Origin of the sequence: Planococcus halotolerans (assembly GCF_003289955.1) — a bacterium.
Lineage (GTDB): Bacteria > Bacillota > Bacilli > Bacillales_A > Planococcaceae > Planococcus > Planococcus halotolerans.
In genome coordinates, this window is record NZ_QLZR01000001.1 from 915,248 (window position 1) to 939,901 (window position 24,654).

Consider the following 24,654-nt stretch of genomic DNA (forward strand, 5'->3'; position numbering starts at 1 on the left):
TTATTATTCCTGACTCGGTATGTCGCCCTAGTTATTTTGAATTGTATCCATGGCAACATCCAACGTCTTAAACATTAAATCTAAACAACATAACGTCGCCGTCTTTGACAAGATATTCCTTGCCTTCCTGGCGAACTTTCCCTGCTTCTTTTGCGGCAGCCATTGAACCGGCTTCCACTAAATCTTCATACGCCACTGTTTCTGCACGAATAAAACCGCGCTCGAAATCGGAGTGGATGATACCGGCACATTGCGGTGCTTTCATTCCTTTTTTGAATGTCCAGGCACGGACTTCCTGCACGCCGGCAGTAAAATATGTAGCCAGGCCAAGCAAACTGTACGATGCTTTGACCAATTGGTCCAAGCCCGATTCTTTAATGCCAAGTTCTTCAAGGAACATTTCTTTTTCCTCATCTTCAAGCTCGGCCATTTCTTCCTCGATTTTCGCACAAACAACAATGACATCCGAATTATCTTCAGCTGCATATTCACGTACTTTCTGTACATACGGATTACTGTCAGCTTCAGCAATTTCATCTTCAGACACGTTGGCAACATAAAGCATAGGCTTTAACGTCAATAAATTCAAGTTTTTTGCAATGCGCATTTCATCTTCTGTGAAATCAATGGACCGCGCAAGCTTTCCGTCTTCAAATGCTTCACGCAATTTGAAAAGAACCGGCTCTTCAGCAACAGCCTCTTTGTCTTTTTGCTTCACAAGTTTCGCTGCGCGCGCAATTCTCTTTTCGATGCTTTCCATATCAGCCAAGATCAATTCAAGGTTGATAACTTCGATATCAGAAACCGGATCTACATTTCCTGACACGTGCGTAATGTTGTCATCTGCAAAACAGCGTACAACCTGGCAGATGGCATCCACTTCACGGATATGCGAAAGGAATTTATTTCCAAGACCTTCCCCTTTGCTGGCTCCTTTAACGATGCCGGCAATATCGGTGAATTCAAAAGCTGTCGGAATGGTTTTCTTCGGTACGACTAATTCAGTCAGTTTGTCCAAGCGCTCATCCGGGACTTCTACAATTCCGACGTTTGGATCTATTGTACAGAACGGATAGTTTGCTGCTTCCGCGCCTGCTTTTGTTATGGCGTTAAATAATGTGGATTTCCCAACGTTTGGTAATCCTACAATCCCTGCAGTTAATGCCAAAGGATTCACGACCTTTCTTCTTTGAAAAACGATTTATTTTTATACAGCCATTCTATTATAGGAACAGAACACTAAAATGTCCATTAATCATTCCGCTTCTGTTTCTGCCTTCACAAGAACCTTTTTCATTTTTTTATTGAATTCAACTCTCGGAATCATGACACTGTGCTGGCACCCTTCACATTTGATGCGGATATCGGCGCCCATCCGGATTATCTTCCAGGCGTTTGCGCCGCAAGGATGCCCTTTCTTCATTTCGACGACATCATTCAAACCGAATTCCTTCATTTCCATCGCCCATTCTCCTTCCGTATCAACCGACCCTAAAAATTCGATTTCTTCAATCTTCACTTCTTGGCAATTGCCGCTGAATTCGAAGCTTCGGGTGAACGCTGCATCATCACCATTCGAGGATAAGGAATTTCAACTCCGCGTTTATCGAGGTATTCCTTCAAATCGCGTCGCATGCTTCTGGCAATTGCAAAATGCTGCATCGGCAGCGTTTCCGCGGTAATGCGCATAACCACTTCAGTTGTCGTCAAATTCTGTACACCCAGCAGCTCAGCCGGTTTGATGATCTGTTCGTAGCGGTCCTGCAAAGTTTCAAGAAACTCTACGATGAGATTTTCCACTTTTGCAATATCCGATTCATAGGAAATATTGACATCCACTACAGCAATCGAATTATGAATGGAAAAGTTGACGACATCTGTGACATTGCCATTCGGGAATATAAATAACTCCCCTGTCCACGCCTTCACTTTTGTCGTCCGCAAGCCAATTTCTTCAACCGTTCCTTCGGCTAGGCCGATACGTACATAATCACCGACCGAAAACTGGTCTTCGAAAATGATGAAGAATCCGGTGATGATATCCCGCACAAGGTTCTGCGCACCGAAGCCGATGGCGAGGCCCAGTACACCGGCCCCTGCGATCAAACCGGTGATATCTATATTGATCGCAGACAACACCGCTATGATCGCGACAAAATAAACCACGTAAGCTACGACATTTTCCAGCAGCTTAGATAAGGTCTGCTGACGGCGTTCATTGTATTTCAAAGGTCCTCTGATTCGTACCGAGAATGTTTTCCGTACAACCAATCTTGCAACGATTACAACGATATAGGCGGCAATTGAAATCAGGATTATTTTTATAAAGACCCAACCCAGTCCGATCCACATCTCTTCATTCGTCATCATTTCATAAGCTGTCCGGTAAAGGCTTGACCAACTTATTCCTGTTTCGCTATCTAAACCCATTTCGTTCACTTCCTTAAGGCATTAAATTGAATTGATAAATCACCGTGACTGCCAATGCAACAACTAAAATACCCGGCAATAAATTCGCCACTCTAATTTTCGTAATGCCCATCAAGTTCAAACCGATTGCAACAATCATCACACCACCGGTAGCTGACATTTCAGCAATAAACAGATCCAGTGCCGCTTCCGGAATGATCAAACTGATTTGCGTCGCAAAAAGCGCAATCAAACCCTGGTATACAAAAACTGGTGCAGCGGACAACATTACGCCTATGCCAAGCGTCGATGCTAAAATAATCGACGTAAAGCCATCAATAATTCCCTTGGAAATGAGAACTCCGTGCTCATTGCTCAGTCCGCTTTCCAATGCTCCAATGACGCCCATCGCTCCGATGACAAATATCAAGGTAGCGGTAACAAATCCTTGAGCGATGCTCCCTTTACTCTCTTTCGCGCCAAGCTTCACTTCAATCCAGTGGCCTAATCGATTCAGTTTCTGATCAAGATCTGCCCATTCCCCGAGCACTGTTCCCAGCACAAGGCTGATTATGACAATCACAAAATTCTGGCTTCCGAATCCCATTTGCAAACCCAGTACAACTACCGCAAGCCCAATGGCATACATCACTGTCTCTTTCATCTTTTCAGGGATATTCCGGAGAGCTCTGCCGATAAGGGTTCCCACAATTATTAATGCCGCATTTATCAAAGTTCCCAAGAGAACCATTTATCCAGCTCCTTCCCCCACTCTATAAACACAGCATTTAATTTCACGCTGTATCGCTTCAGCACATAAACAGAACCTATTCCCCATGGATGGAGAATAGGCACGTCTCGTTAATTCAAAAGTTCTAAAATACGTTCCAGATCTTCTTCCGAGAAAAATTCGATTTCAATTTTTCCTTTGTTCTTGTTTTTCTTGATTTGCACATTCGTACCGAAACGATCGCGAAGCTCAGATTGTTTTTCTTCTATAAAGATATCTTTCTTTTTCTCAATTGTTTCACGTGGAACATCTTCATTCATTCGCTGTACCAGGTTCTCAAGCTGGCGGACATTCAAATTGTCTTTGACAACTTTTTCCGCTATTTCTGGAATGCTCTTCTTTGAACGCAGCCCGAGCAGCGTCCGACCATGCCCCATCGACAATTTCTTCTCTGAAATTAGCTGGCGGACATCTTTTGGCAATGCCAATAAACGGACATGGTTCGCAATATGAGGACGGCTTTTCCCTAAACGGAACGCGAGTTGTTCCTGGGTCAGATTTAATGCTTCCATTAATTTCTGGTAAGCTTCGGCCTCTTCAATCGGCGTTAAATCTTCCCGTTGAAGATTTTCTAATATAGCAAGTTCCATCATTTGCTGGTCTGTCAGCTCTTTAATGATTGCTGGAATTTCATCCAGTTTTGATAGTTTAGCAGCACGAAAACGACGCTCACCAACCACCAATTCGAAATGTTTTCCTGCTTTTCTTACTACAACCGGCTGCAGGATGCCGTGTTCTTTAATCGATTCCGCCAGTTCATTTAATGCGGCATCATCGAAAATTTTACGCGGTTGGTATGGATTCGCTTTTATATCAGAAATGCTGATTTGACTAACCGTTTCATTTTTCGTTAAATTCTCACCTGGAAACAACGCGTTGATGCCTTTGCCCAATCCTTTAGCCATTACGAATCACTTCCCTCGCCAATTCTAAATACATTTCCGCGCCTTTTGATTTTGCATCATAGATGATAATCGGTTCGCCATGGCTCGGTGCTTCGCTTAAGCGCACATTCCGGGGAATGATGGTCCGATAAACTTTGTCCTGGAAATATTTTTTCACTTCTTCGATGACCTGGATACCCAGATTTGTGCGGGCATCGAGCATCGTCAATAACACACCGTCAATCTGTAAGTCGTGGTTCAAATGCTTTTGGACCAGGCGAATAGTGCTCAATAATTGGCTAAGCCCCTCAAGTGCATAGTATTCACATTGCACTGGAATAATAATCGCGTCTGAAGCAGTAAGGGAGTTGATTGTCAGCAAGCCGAGTGAAGGTGGACAGTCAATGATTATGTAATCGTACATCTCTTTGACCTCTTCAAGTGCATTTTTCAAACGTACTTCCCGCGACATCGTGGACACCAATTCTATTTCGGCACCTGCCAGAGATATGGTAGCCGGTACAACATGAAGATTTTCAACTTTTGTTTCCATGATTGTATCTTTTATGTCAACGTCATCGATCATAACTTCATAAATGCATTGGTCGACGTCTCCTTTATTGACGCCTACTCCGCTGGTTGCGTTCCCTTGCGGATCTATATCTATTAAAAGAACTTTTTTGCCTAAATATGCAAGGCAGGCACTTAAGTTCACTGAAGATGTTGTTTTTCCTACGCCGCCTTTCTGATTGGCGATCGCAATTGTTCTACCCACACCTGCACCAACTTTCTTTATTCTCTTCTCATTTTTACGGGAAACAGAGCTCACGCTTTTGTTTCCTCCCCGTCATCCTATTGTATCAAAATAATTCTACAGTAGGATTACAAAGCTATTAAAAAAAGCCTTTCCCTCGCAGGAAAGAGCTTTTATGATTTTTTCTTCGGTATTTTCACTGTTATTTGGTAATAATCGTCATGCTCTTCTTCTTCAGAAGAAACATCAATACCACTTTTGGTCACCATTGTCAGCGATTGCTTGATCGTATTCATCGCAATCCGCACATCGCGGCTGAACGCTTTGCGTTTCGGTTTCGCTTTTTTCGGTTCAGTCGACAGATGGTTTTTCACTTTTAACTCCAGTTGCTTAACGTTAAGATTCTGCTCAACCGTTTCATTAAAGAATTTCAGCTGTACAGCAGGATCTTTCAATTGCAGCAGCACTCTCGCATGGCGTTCCGTTATTACCCGATCCAATAAAGCCTGCTGGAGTTCTTTAGGCAATTTCAGTAATCGAAGTTTATTGGACACAGTAGACTGCCCTTTGCCCAAACGCTGGGCTAAAGCTTCCTGTGTAATATCATGGATTTCCAGGAGATTTTGATACGCATTGGCTTCCTCAATAGATGTCAGCTCTTCGCGTTGCAGATTCTCTATTAAAGCAATGGACGCTGTTTCTTTATCGTTCAATTGACGGACGATAGCCGGTACTTCTTCCCAGCCCAAAGATTTCATTGCCCGATAACGCCGCTCCCCTGCAATGATTTCATAATTATCATCTTCATCCACACGGACGACAATCGGTTGAATGACCCCGTGCATATGAATGGTCCGTGCCAATTCTTCGATCTTTTCTTCATCAAAGATTGTTCTCGGCTGGAACTTATTCGCAATTACTTTATCAATCGGCAGTTTGACAACTTCTTCAGAAGCTTCACTCACCGGTTTATCAACAACTTCTGTCTCTTCTTTATCTCCGCCCCCGAAGAAACGTGAAAAAGGACTTTTCATCCTCAAGCACCACCTTTTTAAAGCTCACTTGTACACAATTCGCTGTTTCTGATCCAATACCTGCTTTTGTCAATGTTTCACGTGAAACATTCATTTTCGCCTTTTCAGGAAATAGGCGATTTATTTGGTACGCCCGGTTTTCTCGGGTACTTTTTCGGTGTTTCCTTAAACTTACGGAATACCTGCAGATAACGCTCGCTTTCTTCTATCGGCAAGGTGAAAGCATATACGTTTTCCTGTTTAACTCCAAGTTTATCAAGCGCCGGTTTAGCGTCTTTTAACTCATCAGGTGCAGAAGCTGCTTTCATAGCTGCAAATATACCGCCATTTTTCACAAGCGGCACACATAACTCCGCTAATACGGACAATCTTGCAACAGCTCTGGCAGTCACGAGGTCATATTTTGCGCGGTGCAGGGATTGGCCAAAATCTTCAGCACGGGCATGGACAAATTCGACATTATCCAATTCCAATTTCTCGCTTAAATGATTAAGGAAATTTATGCGTTTATTCAATGAATCCACTATCGTCACCTGGATATGGGGGAAACAGATCTTCAACGGAATGCTTGGAAATCCGGCTCCCGCTCCCACGTCACAAACTTTCAGCGGCTTAGTGAAATCCAAGTAAAAAGCGGCTGTTATGGAGTCGTAAAAATGCTTTAAATAAACAGATGGCTGATCAGTAATGGCAGTCAGATTCATCTTTTCGTTCCATTCAACCAATTCTTGATAATAGGTGCTGAACTGTTGAAGCTGCCGGTCGTTCAGTTCAATTCCTTTTTCACTGAGGGCGTCTTTAAATTGCTGTTCATTCAATTCGCTTCTTCCTCCCTCTTTTTGTTCAACTTTCGCGTACTTGTATCATATGTAAAAAGGGCTGGTGTATCCCAGCCCTTTTAATCGGCTTTTGTTAATGTTTTTTTTATGTCTACTTCAACATACGCTTCGGCGCTTTGGACAGGGCAAAGATTATGCTCCTGCGCACTGCTCGTCGCAAAGGCGGGCCATCTTCGTATGGCACACCTTGCCTCCCGCAATAAGCCGAGAAGATCACTCGTCTTATTGTTCCGTCGGCATTCGCCTGCTCCTGAGCCGCGCCGGCGCTGGGTGATTAACTTTGGTGAAGAGAGTCTCTAAGATATGGAGCAAAACAGCGAAGACGCCTTGGGGAGCAGGCGAATGCCGACGAAGTGCTGAGATCCACTCGGGCGAAGTGGAACGAGACCGAGTTAGCTCAGCGCAAGCCCCCGGCAAGCGAGCTGTTTTGCGGAATATCGATTGCTATGATTTTTTAACTTATTAATCATGCCTAATATTTAATGTCTAAATCATACCGAAACTTTAGCAATTCTTCCTTGTTCAATATACACCAAAAGAATCGAAATGTCAGCAGGGTTTACGCCTGAAATTCGGGAAGCCTGTGCGATGGAAAGAGGTCTGACTTCTGACAGTTTGCCTCTGGCTTCTGTCGCAATCCCGGAAATCGCATGGTAATCGATGTCTTCCGGAATCTTTTTGTTTTCCATTTTTTTGAGTTTATCCACTTGCTGCAAGGATTTTTCAATATAACCTTCATACTTCACTTGAATTTCGACTTGCTCTTTGATCTCATCGCTGAGTTCAATGTCGGATTCTGTGAGTTTGGAAATCATGTTGTACGTCATTTCCGGGCGTTTCAATAGATCTGCGCCGCGGATGCCGTCTTTCAGCTCGCTGCCGCCTGCATCACGGATGGCTGCCTGAGTTTCTTCATTCGGCTTGATCATGACTTTACGCAAACGTGCGATTTCATCTTCGATCAGCTGTTTTTTCAGGGTAAAGCGCTCATAGCGTGCATCGTCGATCATACCGATTTTATGGCCCAGTTCAGTCAAACGCATATCTGCATTATCGTGGCGGAGCAATAGACGGTATTCAGCGCGCGATGTCAAAAGACGGTAAGGCTCGCTCGTCCCTTTTGTTACCAGGTCATCGATGAGAACACCGATATAGGCGTCGGAACGGCTCAGAATCACTTCTGCTTTGCCGAGCACTTTCGCTGCTGCGTTGATGCCGGCCATCAATCCTTGGCCTGCCGCTTCTTCGTAGCCGGAAGTTCCATTGATCTGGCCAGCTGTATAGAGATTCACAATTTGTTTTGATTCGAGTGTCGGCCATAATTGCGTCGGTACGATCGCATCATATTCGATGGCATAGCCAGCACGCATCATATCAGCTTTTTCAAGTCCTGGAATGGATTCCAAAAGCTTGCGCTGAACGTGTTCAGGAAGGCTTGTAGACAGCCCCTGTACATAGACTTCGCTGGTATTGCGGCCTTCCGGTTCAAGGAAAATCTGGTGTCTCGGCTTGTCGGCGAAACGGACGATTTTGTCCTCGATCGATGGGCAATAACGCGGGCCTGTACCTTTTGCCATACCCGAATACATCGGTGACAAGTGAAGATTTTCATCGATGATCTGGTGTGTTTCGGCAGTCGTATACGTCAGCCAGCAAGGCAATTGATCAAGAATAAATTCTTTTGTTTCGAAACTGAAAGCGCGCGGCTCGTCATCGCCGGGCTGGATTTCCGTTTTCGAGTAATCGATGCTTTTGCTGTTGACGCGCGGAGGTGTACCGGTTTTGAAACGCACAGTTTCAAAGCCAAGTTCCTCCAGGTGTTCAGCCAATTTAATCGATGGCTGCTGGTTGTTCGGTCCGCTTGAATAGCGAAGATCGCCGATGATGATTTCACCGCGGAGGAAGGTACCAGTCGTGATGACCACTGAATTGGCGCGGTAAATGCCGCCAGCCTGTGTAATCAACCCTTTAACTGTGCCGTCTTCGACAATCAGCTTTTCAACCACTCCCTGGTGAAGGGCAAGATTTTCTTCATCTTCCATCAGGCGTTTCATTTCCTGCTGGTAAAGCACTTTATCAGCTTGGGCGCGTAACGCGCGTACAGCCGGCCCTTTAGCCGTATTCAACATTCTCATCTGAATGTGTGTTTTATCGATAACGCGTCCCATGGCTCCGCCAAGTGCGTCAATTTCGCGTACAACAATGCCTTTCGCCGGTCCACCGATGGACGGGTTACATGGCATAAACGCGATCATATCCAAATTCATCGTCAAGGCGAGCGTTTTAGCTCCCATGCGGGCAGATGCGAGTGCTGCTTCAGCACCTGCGTGTCCGGCTCCTACAACGATTACATCGAACGTGCCTGCTTCAAATTGTGGCATGTCCGTTCATTCCCTTCAAATTTTATTTCCCTAGGCAAAACTGCGAGAATAATTGGTTCAGTAGGCCGTCATCCGCTGTATCGCCGATGATTTCCCCTAGTATTTCCCAAGTGCGTGTAACATCTATTTGGATCATATCGACCGGCACGTCCATTTCCGCGGCTGCTATAGCGTCCGAGATGGTTTGGTGCGCCTGGTGCAGCAATGAAATATGGCGTGCGTTCGAAACGTATGTCATATCCCCTGCTTCGATTTCCCCTTCGAAAAACAGGTCGGCAATCGCTTGTTCAAGCTGGTCGATTCCTTCTTCTTCTATTAAAGAGGTCGTCACCATCAATTTATCGCCCGCAAGTCTCTGCAATTGCTCCATATCGATTTTACGGGGCAAATCGGTTTTATTGACGACGACAATGTAATTCATTCCTTTGACCGCTTCAAACAATAATGCATCTTCTTCGGTCAGTTCTTCAGCATAATTCAGCACATAAAGGATCAGATCTGCTTCCTTCAGCACTTTGCGTGAACGTTCCACACCGATGCGCTCGACAATATCCTCGGTTTCCCGGATTCCTGCCGTATCGACCAAACGAAGCGGTACACCGCGTACATTCACATATTCCTCTATTATATCACGGGTCGTCCCCGCAATTTCAGTAACGATGGCTTTATTTTCCTGGACCAGGCTGTTCAGCAGGGAAGATTTCCCGACGTTCGGCCGCCCCACAATTACTGTGGAAAGCCCTTCCCGCAGAATTTTTCCCTGGGAAGAAGTCTGGAGCAGCTTATCGATCTCTGCCTGCACCCATTTCGCCTTTTCAAGCATCATTGGACGCGTCATTTCTTCGACATCATCGTATTCCGGATAATCGATATTGACTTCCATCTGCGCAATCGACTCAAGAAGCGCCTGGCGCAGCGTGCCAATCAGTTTCGACAGCCGCCCTTCCATTTGCCCGAGCGCCACATCCATGGCCCGATCCGTTTTCGCGCGAATCAAATCCATAACAGCTTCCGCCTGTGACAAATCGATCCGTCCATTCAGGAATGCGCGTTTCGTAAATTCACCGGGCTCCGCAAGGCGTGCCCCTGCGCGCAGTACAAGCTGCAGCACACGGTTTACCGAAACGATTCCGCCGTGGCAATTAATTTCAATAACGTCTTCACGTGTAAAAGTTTTCGGCCCTTTCATGAAAGACACCATTACTTCTTCCACTACTTCCTCTGTCCACGGATTTTCGAGATGGCCGTAATGGATGGTATGCGTGGCTTGGTCAGCCAGATTTTTGCCGCTTGGTGCGCGGAACAGACGGTCGGCAATCGAAATCGCTTCAGGTCCGCTCAAACGGACAATGGCGATGGCCCCTTCGCCGCTGGGTGTCGATATCGCAGCAATCGTATCGAACTCCATGATGTATCCTCCTCTATGTGCAGAAAAATCAAATGCCGGGCCAGAAAAATTATCCACACCCACATTTTATCTTTTCATCTATAAAAATTATTGTTTGCTCTTTAAAAAAGTTGTCCACATGTGGACAACTCGGAAAAGTACATGACTTTCTAACATATTACAATAGCATAAATTCCCTTGAACCGAAAGACAGAGAACTTGGTTTACCCGAATTATTTCCCTTGTTATTTCGATTATTTCGCTATGCATTCAAATGTATTTTTACTCATTCAATCGAATCGGCACACTTCCCGTCCTCTTCTCCCTCTTTTTTCTCCTAGAACATCCTAAAATTTTGGCAATAAAAAAGCAGCCCACTCATGAAAGTGGACTGCTTTTGTTTACCGCAACGGTTCAATGACCAGATAACGGTTCGGATCTTTTCCTTCTGAATAGGTATCGATATCAAGCCGTCTCGACAAAGCTTGGTGAATCACTTTGCGTTCGTAGGACGGCATCGGTTCAAACTGGACGCGGCTTCCGGTGCGGATTGCTTTGTCAGCCATCCGGTCCGCCAGCTGTTCCAGTGTTTCCTGGCGGCGTTCCCGGTAGTTTTCTGCGTCCAACTCGACCATTACAAACCCTTTGGCGTGTTTATTGGCCACTAATTGCGCCAATTGCTGAAGCGAATTCAAGGTATGTCCTCTTTTTCCGATCAGCATCGCCACTTTTTCGCTTTCCAGATAAAAACTGGCTTGCTTGCCTTTGACTGTATGGCTGATCGACAAATCATCGATGCCCATTTCTTTCGCCACAGACTGCAAGTATTTCTTGGTTTCTTCAATCGCCTGGTCATTTGAAGGACGGGATTTTTCCTGCGCGTCGGCAGTTACTTCCTCTTCTCCCTCTTTTTCAACCGTTTTTTCGCCAAGATCTTCATTTACTGCAGGAATTTCAGATTCAACTTCGCTTTTCGGCATTTCAGGCTCCGGTTTGTTCACCGTCACTTCGACTTCCGCCTGTTTCGCGCCAAATCCCAAAAATCCTTTTTTCTCTTCCTGTATTACGTTGATGTTCACTTCTTCGCGTGTAACTTGGAGTTTTTCTAATGCTGCAGATATCGCGTTTTCAACAGTTGTACCCGTCTGCGTAATCTGTTTCACTTTTTAGCCCCTCCTGCTTTCGTTTTAACAGGTTGTTGCACTTCTTTCTTTTCCCATGGACGGTAAATGAACATATTTTGAATGATTGAAATGATGTTCCCGATTACCCAATAAAGCGTTAGAGCTGACGGTAAAATAATACCGAATCCGATAATCATGAACGGCATGAAATACATCATGGCTTTCATTTGTGGATTGTCCATCGCAGGACCCGTACGCAATACGACAAATTGCATCAAACCGGCAATGACCGCCAAAATAATGCTTGGTTCTGCAAGCGGAAAGATAAAGAATGCTCCCAGATTAATCTCTGGTGTGCTGTTCATCCGGCTGATTGCGTGGTAAAAACCGATAAGGACCGGCATTTGGACCAGCACCGGCAGACAGCCCGCCATCGGGTTGACGCCACGTTCCTGGAACATTGCCATCATTTCTTTTTGGTACTTCTGCTGTGTTACAGCATCTTTTGATTTGTATTTCTCTTTCAAATTCTTAAGTTCCGGCTGGATTTCCTGCATGCGCTTCGAACTTTTCGTCTGTTTGATCATCAGCGGCAGCATCACCAATCGGATGATGATTGTTACTGCAATGATCCCGAATGCATAAGTTCCCAACAGATCTGCAAAATAGGTAATGGCTGATACTAATGGCCAAACTATAAATTCGTTCCAGAATCCTTCGCTGTCACTGCTGATTGGCTGGTCAAATTCTGTACAGCCGGACAACAGCAAGGCAACGCCTATCAGCGCGATAATCAATAAATTACGCTTATTCAAGCTTCTTCCCCCAAACTAATTCTATATTACTTCTATAGTAACATTCCCTTTGGTGCGCTTTCTACTTCTTTGGCAAAGCGCGGGCAATTTTTAAAACATGCTGCAAACTTTTCTTGCTTTCATGAAAATCCATTTTGGCCGCCTGTTGCCGGGCGATGATAACATAATCCGCGTTTGGCGCCAGCTCTTCCTTCATTTCGAGGAAAGCCTGCCTGATATAACGCTTGATGCGGTTCCTCGTCACTGCGTTGCCGACTTTCTTGCTGACCGATAAGCCGATCCTGAATTCAGGCTGATCGCTTTTCAGTACATAGACAATGAATTGGCGATTCGCAAACGACTTTCCTTGCTTGAAAACCCTCTGGAATTCTTTGTCCTTCTTGATCCGTTGATGCTTATTCATATTTTCACCTGCTTATTGAGCTGTATATAAGGAAGTGCGGTTTTGGAGACTGAACGGCCGTTTCCGCTTTTCTGTGTCCAGACTCCGGCGACCCAGCTCTTCGGGTCATAAGCCGGCCCAGCTGCGCGATCAGGATCGCTTCGCTGTTCCGTCTTATGCCTTTCAGAGCTTAACGGGTGCCGTCGCTTTTCTATTGTCCAGACTCCAACGGCCAACTCCTCGAGTCGTAAGCCACTCTGGCTATGCGGCTGAAAACACGCCGCTTCGCCAGATCGTAAAAAACCTTACTGCTCCTGCATCGCTGCGCTAGCTTCGTCGCAAAGATATGTCCCAAATTACATTTGGTCCATCTCTTGCTTGTCGGAGCTAAACGGCCGTTTCCGCTTTTCTAAAAAAAAAAGACCACTGATGCGGTCAGTGGACTTAAGCTGATAGTACTTTTCTTCCTTTACGGCGGCGTGCTGCGATAACGCGGCGTCCGTTCTTTGTGCTCATACGTGCTCTGAAGCCGTGTACTTTGCTGTGTTTACGTTTATTTGGTTGATATGTGCGCAATGTCATATATGACACCTCCTGAAATGAGAGTTATCGATTTATCTTTATTTATCTTAAAGACAGTCTCGACTATTATAATGGCTGTTCCTATCAAATGTCAATATCTTATTCTGGGTCCCGTTATTCTTTGATAATAATGTTATCCACATCCTTAAAATATTTTTCCGGATTTGCTGTGCAGTATTTTTTTCGGTAAAATAATTATCCACACCCCTTATCTACAAGTTCCGCACATACAAACCCCATGTGGATAGCTTCATTGTGCATTAATTGCTTTGTGTGGATAAGTTCAAGAACTTCTTGTATTGTCTATTCTTTTTTGGTAACATTAACTTGTTTTCACTTGTTGATAATTTTTATACCAAAATACTTATCCACAAACTGTGGGTAAGATGTGGATAGTTATTCACCACCCTGTTTACGAATGTTATCCACAGCCTGTGGCTTTGTGTATGATATACTTAAAAAATATTTTACATATAAAGGAGAAACGCTATTGGAACACTTAGACGAAATTTGGTCGAGTGTCTTAGCCCAAGTTGAAACAAAAATCTCCAAACCCAGTTTTGAAACATGGTTAAAATCAACAAAACTTCTATCTTATCAGGGTGATACCGTCACGATATCCGCTCCTAATTCATTTGCACGCGACTGGTTGGAAAACCATTACGTCCATTTGATTACAGGAATCCTTTCGGATCTGACAGGTGATGATCTGCTGATAAAATTTGTTGTGCCCAAAGATCAGGACATGGATGATTTTCAGCTTCCAGCGCCCCGCGTTAAGCCGGGCCAGAATGATCAGCAGGAGTTTTTACCGGGAATGCTGAACCCCAAATACACTTTTGATACCTTTGTAATTGGATCAGGCAACCGTTTCGCACATGCTGCATCTCTTGCAGTAGCCGAAGCTCCCGCAAAAGCATATAATCCGCTGTTTATCTACGGGGGCGTAGGACTTGGCAAGACCCACCTCATGCACGCAATCGGACATTATGTCCTCGAACACAACCCGAATGCCAAAGTGGTTTATTTGTCATCGGAAAAATTCACCAACGAATTCATCAACTCCATCCGAGATAACCAAACCGTCGATTTCCGCAATAAATACCGGAGTGTCGATATTCTTTTGATTGATGATATTCAGTTTTTGGCTGGAAAAGAGCAGACACAGGAAGAGTTTTTCCATACCTTTAATACACTGCACGAAGAATCCAAACAAATCATCATCTCCAGTGACCGGCCGCCGAAAGAGATTCCTACACTCGAAGACCGCTTGCGGTCGCGTTTCGAATGGGGATTGATCACGGATATTACACCGCCTGACCTGGAAACACGGATCGCCATCCTCCGCAAAAAAGCGAAAGCGGATGGACTTGATATTCCGAATGATGTCATGACGTATATCGCCAATTCCATCGATTCGAATATCCGGGAACTGGAGGGCGCTTTGATTCGCGTTGTGGCTTATTCTTCCTTGATCAACCGCGATATGAGCGCTGATCTGGCAGCGGAAGCGCTGAAAGATATCATGCCGAACGCGAAACCGAAAGTCATTACGATACTCGATATCCAGCATGCTGTCGGTGATCAATTCAATATCAAAATTGAAGATTTCAAGACGAAACGCCGCACGAAGGACATCGCTTATCCGAGACAGGTGGCCATGTATCTTTCCCGTGAACTGACTGATTTTTCATTGCCTAAAATCGGTGAGGAATTCGGAGGGCGCGACCATACGACGGTCATCCATGCCCACGAGAAAATCTCGACGATGCTGAAAGACAATCAGCAGCTCCAGCAGGATGTAAAAGATATCAAAAAAGCGCTCACCAAGTAAAAAAGAGCTGTGGATAAGCCCTCAAATAATGCAGAGGCTTGCGCACAGCTTATCTACATGTGGATAACCCGCTATGATTCAGCAAAAAGGGGTTATCCACATATTCACAGGCCCTACTACTATTATTACTTTAAAAGCTTTAAACAAAATATATATATAAGCGAGGTTCGAGAATGAAATTCGAGATAATGCGTGAACGATTAGTTGAAGGTTTAAATGATGTAATGAAAGCAGTCAGTTCAAAAACGACGATTCCTATTTTAACGGGTATCAAAATGGACGTTTCTTCAGAAGGAATGAGATTGACAGGCAGTGATTCAGATATCACAATCCAGACTTTCATCCCGGCTGAAGAAGACGGCGAACAGATCATTCGGGTCGCACAAGGAGGAAGCATCGTTCTCCAAGCGAAAGTTTTCGGGGAAATTATCCGTAAATTGCCGACAAGTGATGTGGAAATCGAAATCACAGGCAATTTCCAGACCCATATTCGTTCAGGTAAATCCGAGTTCCATCTAATAGGACTGGATGCAATGGATTATCCACAATTACCGGAAATTCAAGACGACCGCCTGTTCACAATTCCTGCAGATCTATTGAAGACAATCAACCGTGAAACTGTTTTTGCAGTATCGAGTTCTGAAACCCGTCCGGTTCTTACTGGCGTACACTGGGAAGTCAAAGATGGGGAATTGGTTTGCGTTGCTACCGACAGCCACCGTCTTGCCCGCCGTAAAACGAAATTGGAAACTCTTCCGGAAGGCGAATACAGCGTCGTCATTCCAGGAAAGAGTCTGAATGAGCTGAATAAAATCCTTGATGACAATTCCGAGCCGGTTGAAATCGTCATGACGAACCAGCAGGTATTGTTCAAATCGAAGCATATTCTTTTCTTCTCAAGATTATTGGAAGGAAATTACCCGGATACTTCACGTTTAATCCCGGCGGAATACAAAACAAATGTCACAGTAAATGGCCGTTCATTGCTTCAGGCAATTGACCGCGCTTCTTTATTGGCACGCGAAGAACGCAATAATGTCGTTCGCTTTTCAGCCTCAGAAGGCAGCGACGTTGAAGTTTCTTCCAATTCACCGGAAGTCGGGAAGGTCGAAGAGCAGCTTCAGGCACAAAGTATAGAAGGGGAAGATCTGAAAATCTCCTTCAGTGCGAAATTCATGATGGATGCGCTGAAAGCAATTGATGGCCAAGATGTGGTTATTCAATTCACAGGCGCAATGCGTCCATTCGTTTTGAAATCGGCACTGGATGATTCGATTCTCCAGCTTATTCTTCCTGTCCGGACATATTAAACACCCAGTAACACCTCAGGATAGCCCATACAGGCTATCCTTTTTTACTTCTGGGGGTATTTAGGGTAAAATAGAGGGAAAGACTACGAATTGAAGGATGAGTGCATTTTGAGAGAAATCGGTATTGAGACAGAATTTATTACATTGGGTCAATTATTGAAAATGACAGATACGATCAGTTCCGGTGGAATGGCGAAATGGTTCCTGAGCGAACATGAAGTTTTCGTCAATGGCGAAGCGGAAAACCGCAGAGGCAAAAAGCTGCGTCCGGAAGACACAGTATCCATTCCAGAAGTGGGGGAATTCCGTATCGTTATCGCCGAAGGCATGAGCTTCGATGCGGATTGACCGTCTCGAACTCCTGAATTACCGCAACTATGAAAAGCTGGAGCTGGAGTTTTCTCCCGAGATCAACGTCTTTATAGGAGAGAACGCGCAAGGCAAAACCAATATCATGGAAGCACTCTATGTTCTGTCGATGGCTAAATCCCACCGTTCCTCAAACGATAAGGAATTAATACGCTGGGACGCGGAATATGGTAAAATAAAGGCTGATGTTTATCGCAAATACGGTAAATTGCCGCTTGAAATCACCTTATCCAAAAAAGGCAAAACAGCGAAAGTCAATCATCTCGAACAACGGAGGCTGAGTGATTATATCGGGCAGTTGAATGTGGTGATGTTCGCACCGGAGGATCTGCATCTTGTCAAAGGCAGCCCCCAGGTACGCCGCCGCTTCATCGATATGGAAATCGGCCAGATATCTCCTGTTTATTTGCATGATCTTTTGACTTACCAGAAATTATTGAAGCAACGGAATCATATATTGAAACAGCATTACGGCAAACAATCGATCAATGACGTCATGTTCGACGTTTATACAGATCAATTTATAGAAGCAGCGGTAAAAATCATCCGTAAAAGATTTCATTTCATGGAATTGCTTCAGAAATGGGCTGCACCGATCCACCAGGGAATTTCAAGGGGACTCGAGCAATTGGAGATCCGCTATCAGCCAATCAGCGGTTTGGATCCTGATTGGACACCGGAAGAAATGGCATCTTTTTTACAGAAAAAGCTGCTGGAAGTGAGAAAAAGGGAAATAGACCGCGGAGTGACACTTGTCGGACCGCACCGGGATGAACTTCAATTTATCGTTAATGGCTATGATGTCCAGACTTACGGCTCGCAGGGCCAACAGCGGACAACCGCCCTGTCATTGAAATTAGCTGAAATCGAGCTGATCAAACAGGAAGTGGGAGAGCCTCCGGTTTTATTGCTGGACGATGTGTTATCGGAATTGGATGATTACCGCCAGTCCCATTTGCTGAATACGATACGCGGTTCGGTCCAAACCTTTGTGACTACGACCAGTGTAGACGGCATCCAGCATGAAACGATTAAAAGTGCACGCCTCTTTGAAGTAACAAAAGGCACTGTTAAAGAGTAGACAGGCAGTTGGACTAAATCCGAATAGCTGAAAGTCGGGCCGTCATCAGGCATGTAATGTAAATGGCGGCGTTTTTGTGCGGTCAGCGATGTTAATCGGAGGAGCAGATAATAGTAGTTATGGCTTGCCACGGGAAATAGAAATGTTGTAGGAAGAGCAGGTGAATGGAATGGCTATGGAAGAAAACGAACTTCAGCAATCATATGGCGCCAATCAAATCCAGGTGTTGGAAGGATTGGAAGCTGTCCGTAAAAGACCAGGTATGTATATCGGTTCGACAGGCTCAAGAGGCCTTCACCATTTAGTGTGGGAAATCGTAGATAACAGTATCGATGAAGCGCTTGCCGGTCATTGTGACCAGATTAAAGTAACAATCGAAAAAGACAACTGGATCCGCGTCGAAGATAATGGCCGTGGAATCCCTGTTGATATGCAGGAAAAAATGGGACGTCCAGCTGTCGAAGTCATCATGACCGTGCTTCACGCCGGAGGTAAATTCGGCGGTGGCGGATATAAAGTATCCGGAGGCCTGCACGGAGTTGGAGCTTCAGTTGTAAACGCTTTGTCAGAAGTTACAGAGGTATTTGTAAACCGCGATTCCAAGCGCCATTATATTAAATTTGAGCGCGGAGCGGTGACGGAAGAATTGAATGTCATCGGTGAATCCGACCATACAGGGACAACTATCCGCTTTAAAGCAGACGGCGACATCTTTAAGGAAACGACTGTTTATGAATATGATATCCTTGACCACCGCCTGCGCGAGCTTGCTTATTTGAACCGTGGTTTGAAAATCGTGGTTGCTGATGAGCGCGAAGGCGAAGAAAAAGAGAAAGTTTATCATTTCGAGGGTGGCATCAAGTCCTACGTCGAACATTTAAATAAAACAAAAGATGCAATCCACGAAGAAGCGATTTTTGTGGAAGCTGAAAAAGAAGGTATCACTGTAGAAGTTGCTATGCAATATAATGCGGGCTATGCAGCCAATATTTTCTCTTTTGCCAATAATATCAATACACATGAAGGCGGCACGCACGAATCCGGCTTTAAGACTGCCTTGACACGGGTCATTAATGATTACGGCCGCAAAAACGGCATGCTCAAAGATGCCGATCCGAATTTAACAGGCGATGATGTTCGTGAAGGTTTGACGGCAATCATCTCCATTAAACACCCGGATCCTCAATTCGAGGGGCAGACGAAAACAAAACTGGGGAATACGGAAGTCAGCACAATCGTCAATAACCTGTTTTCCGGTGGATTTGAACGGTTTATGCTTGAAAATCCTGCAACGGCGCGCAAAATCGTCGAAAAAGGGATCATGGCTTCCCACGCCCGTATGGCTGCTAAAAAAGCGCGTGAATTTACACGCCGCAAATCGGTCCTTGAAGTTTCAAGTTTGCCGGGGAAACTGGCGGATTGCTCTTCCCGTGATCCGAAAATCAGTGAAATCTATATCGTTGAGGGTGACTCAGCTGGAGGATCTGCTAAATCAGGCCGAGATCGCCATTTCCAGGCGATTCTGCCGTTGCGCGGTAAAATCCTTAACGTTGAAAAAGCCCGTCTCGACAAAATATTGTCAAATGCAGAGATTCGTAACATTATCACTGCTCTAGGAACAGGAATCGGAGAAGAATTCAATCTTCAAAAAGCCCGTTACCATAAAGTAGTCATCATGACGGATGCCGATGTTGATGGCGCTCATATCCGCACTCTATTGTTAACGTTCTTTTTCCGTTATATGCGTCCGTTGATCGAAGCCGGCTATATTTATATCGCACAGCCGCCTTTATTCCAGATCAAACAAGGCAAGCATGTTGAATATGTTTATACGGATGCCCAATTGAAGGAAGCGCTGGCGAATCTTTCGAGCAATCCTAAACCAAATATCCAACGTTATAAAGGACTTGGCGAGATGAATGCCACACAGCTTTGGGATACGACAATGGATCCGGATGTCCGGACTTTGCTTCAGGTAACATTGAATGATGCCATGACGGCAGACGAGACATTCCATATTCTTATGGGGGACGACGTGGAACCGCGCCGTAATTTCATAGAAGAAAATGCTCGTTATGTTAAAAACTTGGATGTTTAAGGTGATACAGGTGAGAGGAGGCTGCGGAAATGGCGGAAAGGCCTAGCAGTGGAGTAGAAGAAATAAATATAAGCACGGAGATGCGTACGTCGTTTTTGGATTATGCGATGAGTGTAATCGTATCCCGCGCCTTGCCGGATGTTCGTGACGGATTGAAACCGGTCCATCGACGCATCCTATATGCAATGCACGATCTCGGAATCACTTCCGATAAAGCCTATAAAAAATCCGCGCGTATCGTTGGGGATGTAATCGGTAAATACCACCCCCACGGTGACAGCGCGGTTTACGAAACAATGGTTCGTATGGCGCAGGATTTCAGTTACCGCTATATGCTGGTTGACGGACACGGAAACTTCGGTTCTGTCGACGGCGATGCAGCAGCTGCAATGCGTTATACCGAGTCAAGAATGTCCAAAATCGCAATGGAATTATTACGTGATCTGAACAAGAATACAATTGATTACAGAGAGAACTACGATGGACAGGAAAAGGAACCAGTCGTCCTCCCAGCGCGTTTTCCGAATTTATTGGTCAACGGAACTTCGGGTATTGCGGTTGGTATGGCTACAAATATTCCGCCGCATAATCTGGGTGAAACCATCGACGCTGTTTTGGCGTTGGCGGAAAACCCGGCCATCACTACAGAAGAATTGCTTGAATACGTTCCAGGCCCTGATTTCCCGACTGGCGGGATTATCCTGGGCCGGAGCGGGATCCGTCGTGCTTATGAAACAGGAAAAGGCTCTGTCCTCATTCGTTCAGTAGTAGAAATTGAGACGAAACCGAATGGCCGTGAGACAATTCTGATCCATGAATTGCCTTACCAAGTCAATAAAGCGCGTCTAATCGAAAAAATTGCCGAATTGGTGCGCGATAAGAAAATCGATGGCATCACAGATCTTCGCGATGAATCAGACCGTAACGGTATGCGTGTTGTCATTGAAGTCCGACGCGATGCAAGTGCCAATGTTCTATTGAATAATTTGTATAAACAGACAGCAATGCAAACGAGCTTCGGCATCAATATGCTGGCTTTAGTAGATGGCCATCCGAAAGTTCTTAGCTTGCGAGATGTATTATTCCATTACTTAGAGCACCAGAAAGTCGTCATCCGCCGCCGCACTCAGTTTGATTTGCAAAAAGCGGAAGACCGTGCACATATTCTGGAAGGATTGCGTATAGCATTGGATCATATCGATGCAATTATTGCATTGATCCGTGGATCGCAGACAACAGAAGAAGCCCGTAACGGCTTAATGAACGACTTTAATCTTTCTGAGCGCCAATCACAGGCTATTCTCGATATGCGCCTCCAGCGCCTGACTGGTCTGGAACGCGATAAAATCGAAGATGAATATCTTGCATTGGTAAAAACAATCGAAGAGCTGCGCGAAATTCTGGCGAACGAGTACCGGATCATTGAAATTATCCGTGAAGAAATGACAGAAATCAAAGAGCGCTTCGGTGATGAAAGAAGAACCGAAATCACTACAGGCGGTACTGAAATGTTCGAGGATGAAGACTTGATTCCACGTGAAGATTCAGTTCTTACACTGACTCATAACGGCTATATCAAGCGTTTACCTGCAAACACGTACCGCAGCCAAAAACGTGGAGGTCGTGGGGTTCAGGGAATGGGTACAAACGAGGACGATTTTGTAGAACACCTTCTATATACCTCTACCCATGACACGATCCTGTTCTTTACAAACAAAGGGAAAGTCTATCGCAAAAAAGGCTATCAGATTCCTGAATACGGCCGTACTGCAAAAGGCTTGCCGTTAGTTAATCTGCTCGAAATCGGCAAAGACGAAAAAGTCACCGCTGTGATTCGTGTAGAAGAATTCAAGGAAGATGCCTTCTTCTTCTTTACAACACGAGACGGAATCAGCAAGCGGACTCCAGTAACCAATTACGCCAATATCCGCCAAAATGGTTTGATTGCCATCGGTCTTCGAGAAGAAGATGAACTGATTTCAGTCAAACTTACTGATGGAACAAAAGAAATGGTTATCGGCACACGCAATGGAGCATTGATCCGTTTCCCTGAAACTGATATCAGAAGTATGGGCCGTACGGCAAGCGGAGTCCGTGGCATCCGTCTCCGTGAAGGCGATAAAGTCGTCGGTATGGAAATATTGGATCCTGAAGATAATGTGCTGGTCATTACAGAAAATGGCTACGGCAAACAAACGAAGGAATCCGAATACCGCGTTCAGTCCCGTGGAGGAATGGGAATCAAAACGTGCCAGATCACCGATAAGAATGGACCGCTTGTTGCAGTCCGGACTGTTAACGGCACAGAAGATATCATGCTGATTACGATCAATGGCGTGCTGATCCGAATGGACGTTAATGATATTTCTACAACTGGCAGAAGTACACAAGGCGTTCGCTTGATCCGTTTAAGCGAGGATGAAATTGTGGCGACAGTTGCTAAAGTGAAGAAAGATATCGATTTGCCGGAAACAGATGAAGATGGCAGCGATGAACTTCTTATAGAAGAAAGTGCCGGAGCAGACGTTTACGCGGAAGATGAAATTGTAGCGGACGATGTTGAAGACGGCGTTGAAGAAGTACCAGAAGAAGACGAGGAATAAATTTCAAGGACCTGCAGAAAAATTCTGCGGGTTCTTTTTTTGGCGTTTTTTATTGACGCAATTATTTTGCAATTAAGCGGAAAAATAATCTCTGAAAACAAATCATCCAAATCAGAAGTTTTTTTAGGTTTTGTGTTGACGCAGTTGAGCTGGCGTGGTATATTAATCAAGTCGCCAATGAGCGCGACGTTATAATTTGAACCTTGAAAACTGAACAGCAAAACGTCAACGAAAGACGTCACGAGCGCCTGGGCGCGAGAACGGCTTTTGCGATGGTCGCCTTCGGGCGATCGGAGCACAGCCTTCGAGCTTCTTGGGTTCGTGACTTAATTACTGATCAGCACTTGTGCAGATCAAAGCGAATCGTGCGTCCTTCGGGACGGCGATGCGCCAGCAAGTATTTGAGCAATCAACTACTCTATAATGGAGAGTTTGATCCTGGCTCAGGACGAACGCTGGCGGCGTGCCTAATACATGCAAGTCGAGCGGAGAATTTGGAGCTTGCTCCAAATTCTTAGCGGCGGACGGGTGAGTAACACGTGGGCAACCTGCCCTGCAGATCGGGATAACTCCGGGAAACCGGTGCTAATACCGAATAGTTTGGGGCCTCTCCTGAGGCCCCACGGAAAGACGGTTTCGGCTGTCACTGCAGGATGGGCCCGCGGCGCATTAGCTAGTTGGTGGGGTAATGGCCCACCAAGGCGACGATGCGTAGCCGACCTGAGAGGGTGATCGGCCACACTGGGACTGAGACACGGCCCAGACTCCTACGGGAGGCAGCAGTAGGGAATCTTCCGCAATGGACGAAAGTCTGACGGAGCAACGCCGCGTGAGTGACGAAGGTTTTCGGATCGTAAAACTCTGTTGTGAGGGAAGAACAAGTACCAAGTAACTACTGGTACCTTGACGGTACCTCACCAGAAAGCCACGGCTAACTACGTGCCAGCAGCCGCGGTAATACGTAGGTGGCAAGCGTTGTCCGGAATTATTGGGCGTAAAGCGCGCGCAGGCGGTCCCTTAAGTCTGATGTGAAAGCCCACGGCTCAACCGTGGAGGGTCATTGGAAACTGGGGGACTTGAGTGCAGAAGAGGAAAGTGGAATTCCATGTGTAGCGGTGAAATGCGTAGAGATGTGGAGGAACACCAGTGGCGAAGGCGACTTTCTGGTCTGTAACTGACGCTGAGGCGCGAAAGCGTGGGGAGCAAACAGGATTAGATACCCTGGTAGTCCACGCCGTAAACGATGAGTGCTAAGTGTTAGGGGGTTTCCGCCCCTTAGTGCTGCAGCTAACGCATTAAGCACTCCGCCTGGGGAGTACGGCCGCAAGGCTGAAACTCAAAGGAATTGACGGGGGCCCGCACAAGCGGTGGAGCATGTGGTTTAATTCGAAGCAACGCGAAGAACCTTACCAGGTCTTGACATCCCGCTGACCGCCTAGGAGACTAGGCTTTCCCTTCGGGGACAGCGGTGACAGGTGGTGCATGGTTGTCGTCAGCTCGTGTCGTGAGATGTTGGGTTAAGTCCCGCAACGAGCGCAACCCTTGATCTTAGTTGCCAGCATTCAGTTGGGCACTCTAAGGTGACTGCCGGTGACAAACCGGAGGAAGGTGGGGATGACGTCAAATCATCATGCCCCTTATGACCTGGGCTACACACGTGCTACAATGGACGGTACAAAGGGCAGCCAACCCGCGAGGGGGAGCCAATCCCAGAAAACCGTTCTCAGTTCGGATTGCAGGCTGCAACTCGCCTGCATGAAGCCGGAATCGCTAGTAATCGTGGATCAGCATGCCACGGTGAATACGTTCCCGGGCCTTGTACACACCGCCCGTCACACCACGAGAGTTTGTAACACCCGAAGTCGGTGAGGTAACCACTTGTGGAGCCAGCCGCCGAAGGTGGGACAGATGATTGGGGTGAAGTCGTAACAAGGTAGCCGTATCGGAAGGTGCGGCTGGATCACCTCCTTTCTAAGGA

At 45.8% G+C, this 24,654-nt stretch carries 20 protein-coding genes and 1 rRNA gene; 7 read left to right on the forward strand and 14 right to left on the reverse strand.

Annotated features, from left to right (window positions below; genetic code table 11):
* Positions 1-67: 67 nt before the first annotated feature.
* The 14 genes from ychF to rpmH all read right to left on the reverse strand — a co-directional run bounded on the left by ychF (position 68) and on the right by rpmH (position 13,381).
* Positions 68-1,168: a redox-regulated ATPase YchF gene (ychF, locus tag DP120_RS04535; RefSeq protein ID WP_112222344.1), complete on the reverse strand. Its 1,101-nt coding sequence runs from the start codon at positions 1,166-1,168 to the stop codon at positions 68-70.
* A gap of 87 nt (positions 1,169-1,255) precedes the next feature.
* A complete protein-coding gene (locus DP120_RS04540) occupies positions 1,256-1,462 on the reverse strand; it encodes a DUF951 domain-containing protein (RefSeq protein WP_084243437.1) in 207 nt (68 codons plus the stop codon).
* A 53-nt stretch (positions 1,463-1,515) separates the two neighbouring features.
* Complete coding sequence (locus DP120_RS04545) at positions 1,516-2,370, reverse strand: mechanosensitive ion channel family protein (RefSeq protein WP_112222346.1); 855 nt, start codon at positions 2,368-2,370, stop codon at positions 1,516-1,518.
* A gap of 73 nt (positions 2,371-2,443) precedes the next feature.
* The gene (locus tag DP120_RS04550; protein ID WP_112222210.1) at positions 2,444-3,160 is read right to left on the reverse strand and encodes a DUF554 domain-containing protein; all 717 of its coding nucleotides are present in this window, start codon (positions 3,158-3,160) and stop codon (positions 2,444-2,446) included.
* Positions 3,161-3,270: 110 nt separating this feature from the next.
* Positions 3,271-4,104 carry a ParB/RepB/Spo0J family partition protein gene (locus tag DP120_RS04555; RefSeq protein WP_112222212.1) on the reverse strand — a complete coding sequence of 278 codons (834 nt, stop codon included), beginning with the start codon at positions 4,102-4,104 and terminating at the stop codon, positions 3,271-3,273.
* A complete protein-coding gene (locus DP120_RS04560) occupies positions 4,097-4,858 on the reverse strand; it encodes a ParA family protein (RefSeq protein WP_112222348.1) in 762 nt (253 codons plus the stop codon). The genes DP120_RS04555 and DP120_RS04560 overlap by 8 nt, the downstream gene beginning before the upstream one ends.
* A gap of 152 nt (positions 4,859-5,010) precedes the next feature.
* A complete protein-coding gene (noc, locus tag DP120_RS04565) occupies positions 5,011-5,871 on the reverse strand; it encodes a nucleoid occlusion protein (RefSeq protein WP_112222214.1) in 861 nt (286 codons plus the stop codon).
* Positions 5,872-5,975: 104 nt separating this feature from the next.
* Positions 5,976-6,689 (reverse strand): 16S rRNA (guanine(527)-N(7))-methyltransferase RsmG, encoded by a 714-nt coding sequence (gene rsmG / locus DP120_RS04570; RefSeq protein ID WP_112222216.1) that lies wholly within the window; start codon positions 6,687-6,689, stop codon positions 5,976-5,978.
* Between the two features lie 512 nt (positions 6,690-7,201).
* Entirely contained in the window at positions 7,202-9,091 is a 1,890-nt protein-coding gene (gene mnmG, locus DP120_RS04575; protein ID WP_112222218.1) for a tRNA uridine-5-carboxymethylaminomethyl(34) synthesis enzyme MnmG, read from the reverse strand.
* A gap of 22 nt (positions 9,092-9,113) precedes the next feature.
* Complete coding sequence (gene mnmE, locus DP120_RS04580; RefSeq protein ID WP_112222220.1) at positions 9,114-10,499, reverse strand: tRNA uridine-5-carboxymethylaminomethyl(34) synthesis GTPase MnmE; 1,386 nt, start codon at positions 10,497-10,499, stop codon at positions 9,114-9,116.
* Positions 10,500-10,879: 380 nt separating this feature from the next.
* On the reverse strand, positions 10,880-11,641 hold the full coding sequence (jag, locus tag DP120_RS04585; RefSeq protein WP_112222222.1) for an RNA-binding cell elongation regulator Jag/EloR: 762 nt from the start codon (positions 11,639-11,641) through the stop codon (positions 10,880-10,882).
* Entirely contained in the window at positions 11,638-12,417 is a 780-nt protein-coding gene (yidC, locus tag DP120_RS04590) for a membrane protein insertase YidC (RefSeq protein ID WP_112222224.1), read from the reverse strand. The genes jag and yidC overlap by 4 nt, the downstream gene beginning before the upstream one ends.
* Positions 12,418-12,478: 61 nt before the next feature.
* Positions 12,479-12,820 (reverse strand): ribonuclease P protein component, encoded by a 342-nt coding sequence (gene rnpA, locus DP120_RS04595; protein WP_112222226.1) that lies wholly within the window; start codon positions 12,818-12,820, stop codon positions 12,479-12,481.
* Positions 12,821-13,243: 423 nt separating this feature from the next.
* Positions 13,244-13,381 (reverse strand): 50S ribosomal protein L34, encoded by a 138-nt coding sequence (gene rpmH / locus DP120_RS04600; RefSeq protein WP_033544046.1) that lies wholly within the window; start codon positions 13,379-13,381, stop codon positions 13,244-13,246.
* Between the two features lie 490 nt (positions 13,382-13,871).
* On the opposite strand from rpmH, the gene dnaA reads away from it, so the two are divergent.
* From dnaA to DP120_RS04635, 7 genes are all read left to right on the forward strand, one after another.
* A complete protein-coding gene (gene dnaA / locus DP120_RS04605; protein WP_112222228.1) occupies positions 13,872-15,215 on the forward strand; it encodes a chromosomal replication initiator protein DnaA in 1,344 nt (447 codons plus the stop codon).
* Positions 15,216-15,388: 173 nt separating this feature from the next.
* Positions 15,389-16,525 carry a DNA polymerase III subunit beta gene (dnaN, locus tag DP120_RS04610; RefSeq protein WP_101800987.1) on the forward strand — a complete coding sequence of 379 codons (1,137 nt, stop codon included), beginning with the start codon at positions 15,389-15,391 and terminating at the stop codon, positions 16,523-16,525.
* 108 nt (positions 16,526-16,633) lie between these two features.
* Positions 16,634-16,873, forward strand: coding sequence for a S4 domain-containing protein YaaA (gene yaaA / locus DP120_RS04615; RefSeq protein WP_084243424.1), 240 nt, complete (start codon positions 16,634-16,636; stop codon positions 16,871-16,873).
* A complete protein-coding gene (gene recF / locus DP120_RS04620) occupies positions 16,863-17,975 on the forward strand; it encodes a DNA replication/repair protein RecF (protein WP_112222229.1) in 1,113 nt (370 codons plus the stop codon). The genes yaaA and recF overlap by 11 nt, the downstream gene beginning before the upstream one ends.
* Before the next feature lie 169 nt (positions 17,976-18,144).
* On the forward strand, positions 18,145-20,073 hold the full coding sequence (gyrB, locus tag DP120_RS04625) for a DNA topoisomerase (ATP-hydrolyzing) subunit B (protein WP_112222231.1): 1,929 nt from the start codon (positions 18,145-18,147) through the stop codon (positions 20,071-20,073).
* Positions 20,074-20,102: 29 nt separating this feature from the next.
* Positions 20,103-22,676, forward strand: coding sequence for a DNA gyrase subunit A (gene gyrA / locus DP120_RS04630; RefSeq protein ID WP_112222233.1), 2,574 nt, complete (start codon positions 20,103-20,105; stop codon positions 22,674-22,676).
* A 420-nt stretch (positions 22,677-23,096) separates the two neighbouring features.
* Positions 23,097-24,647, forward strand: a 16S ribosomal RNA gene (locus DP120_RS04635).
* Positions 24,648-24,654 lie beyond the last annotated feature (7 nt).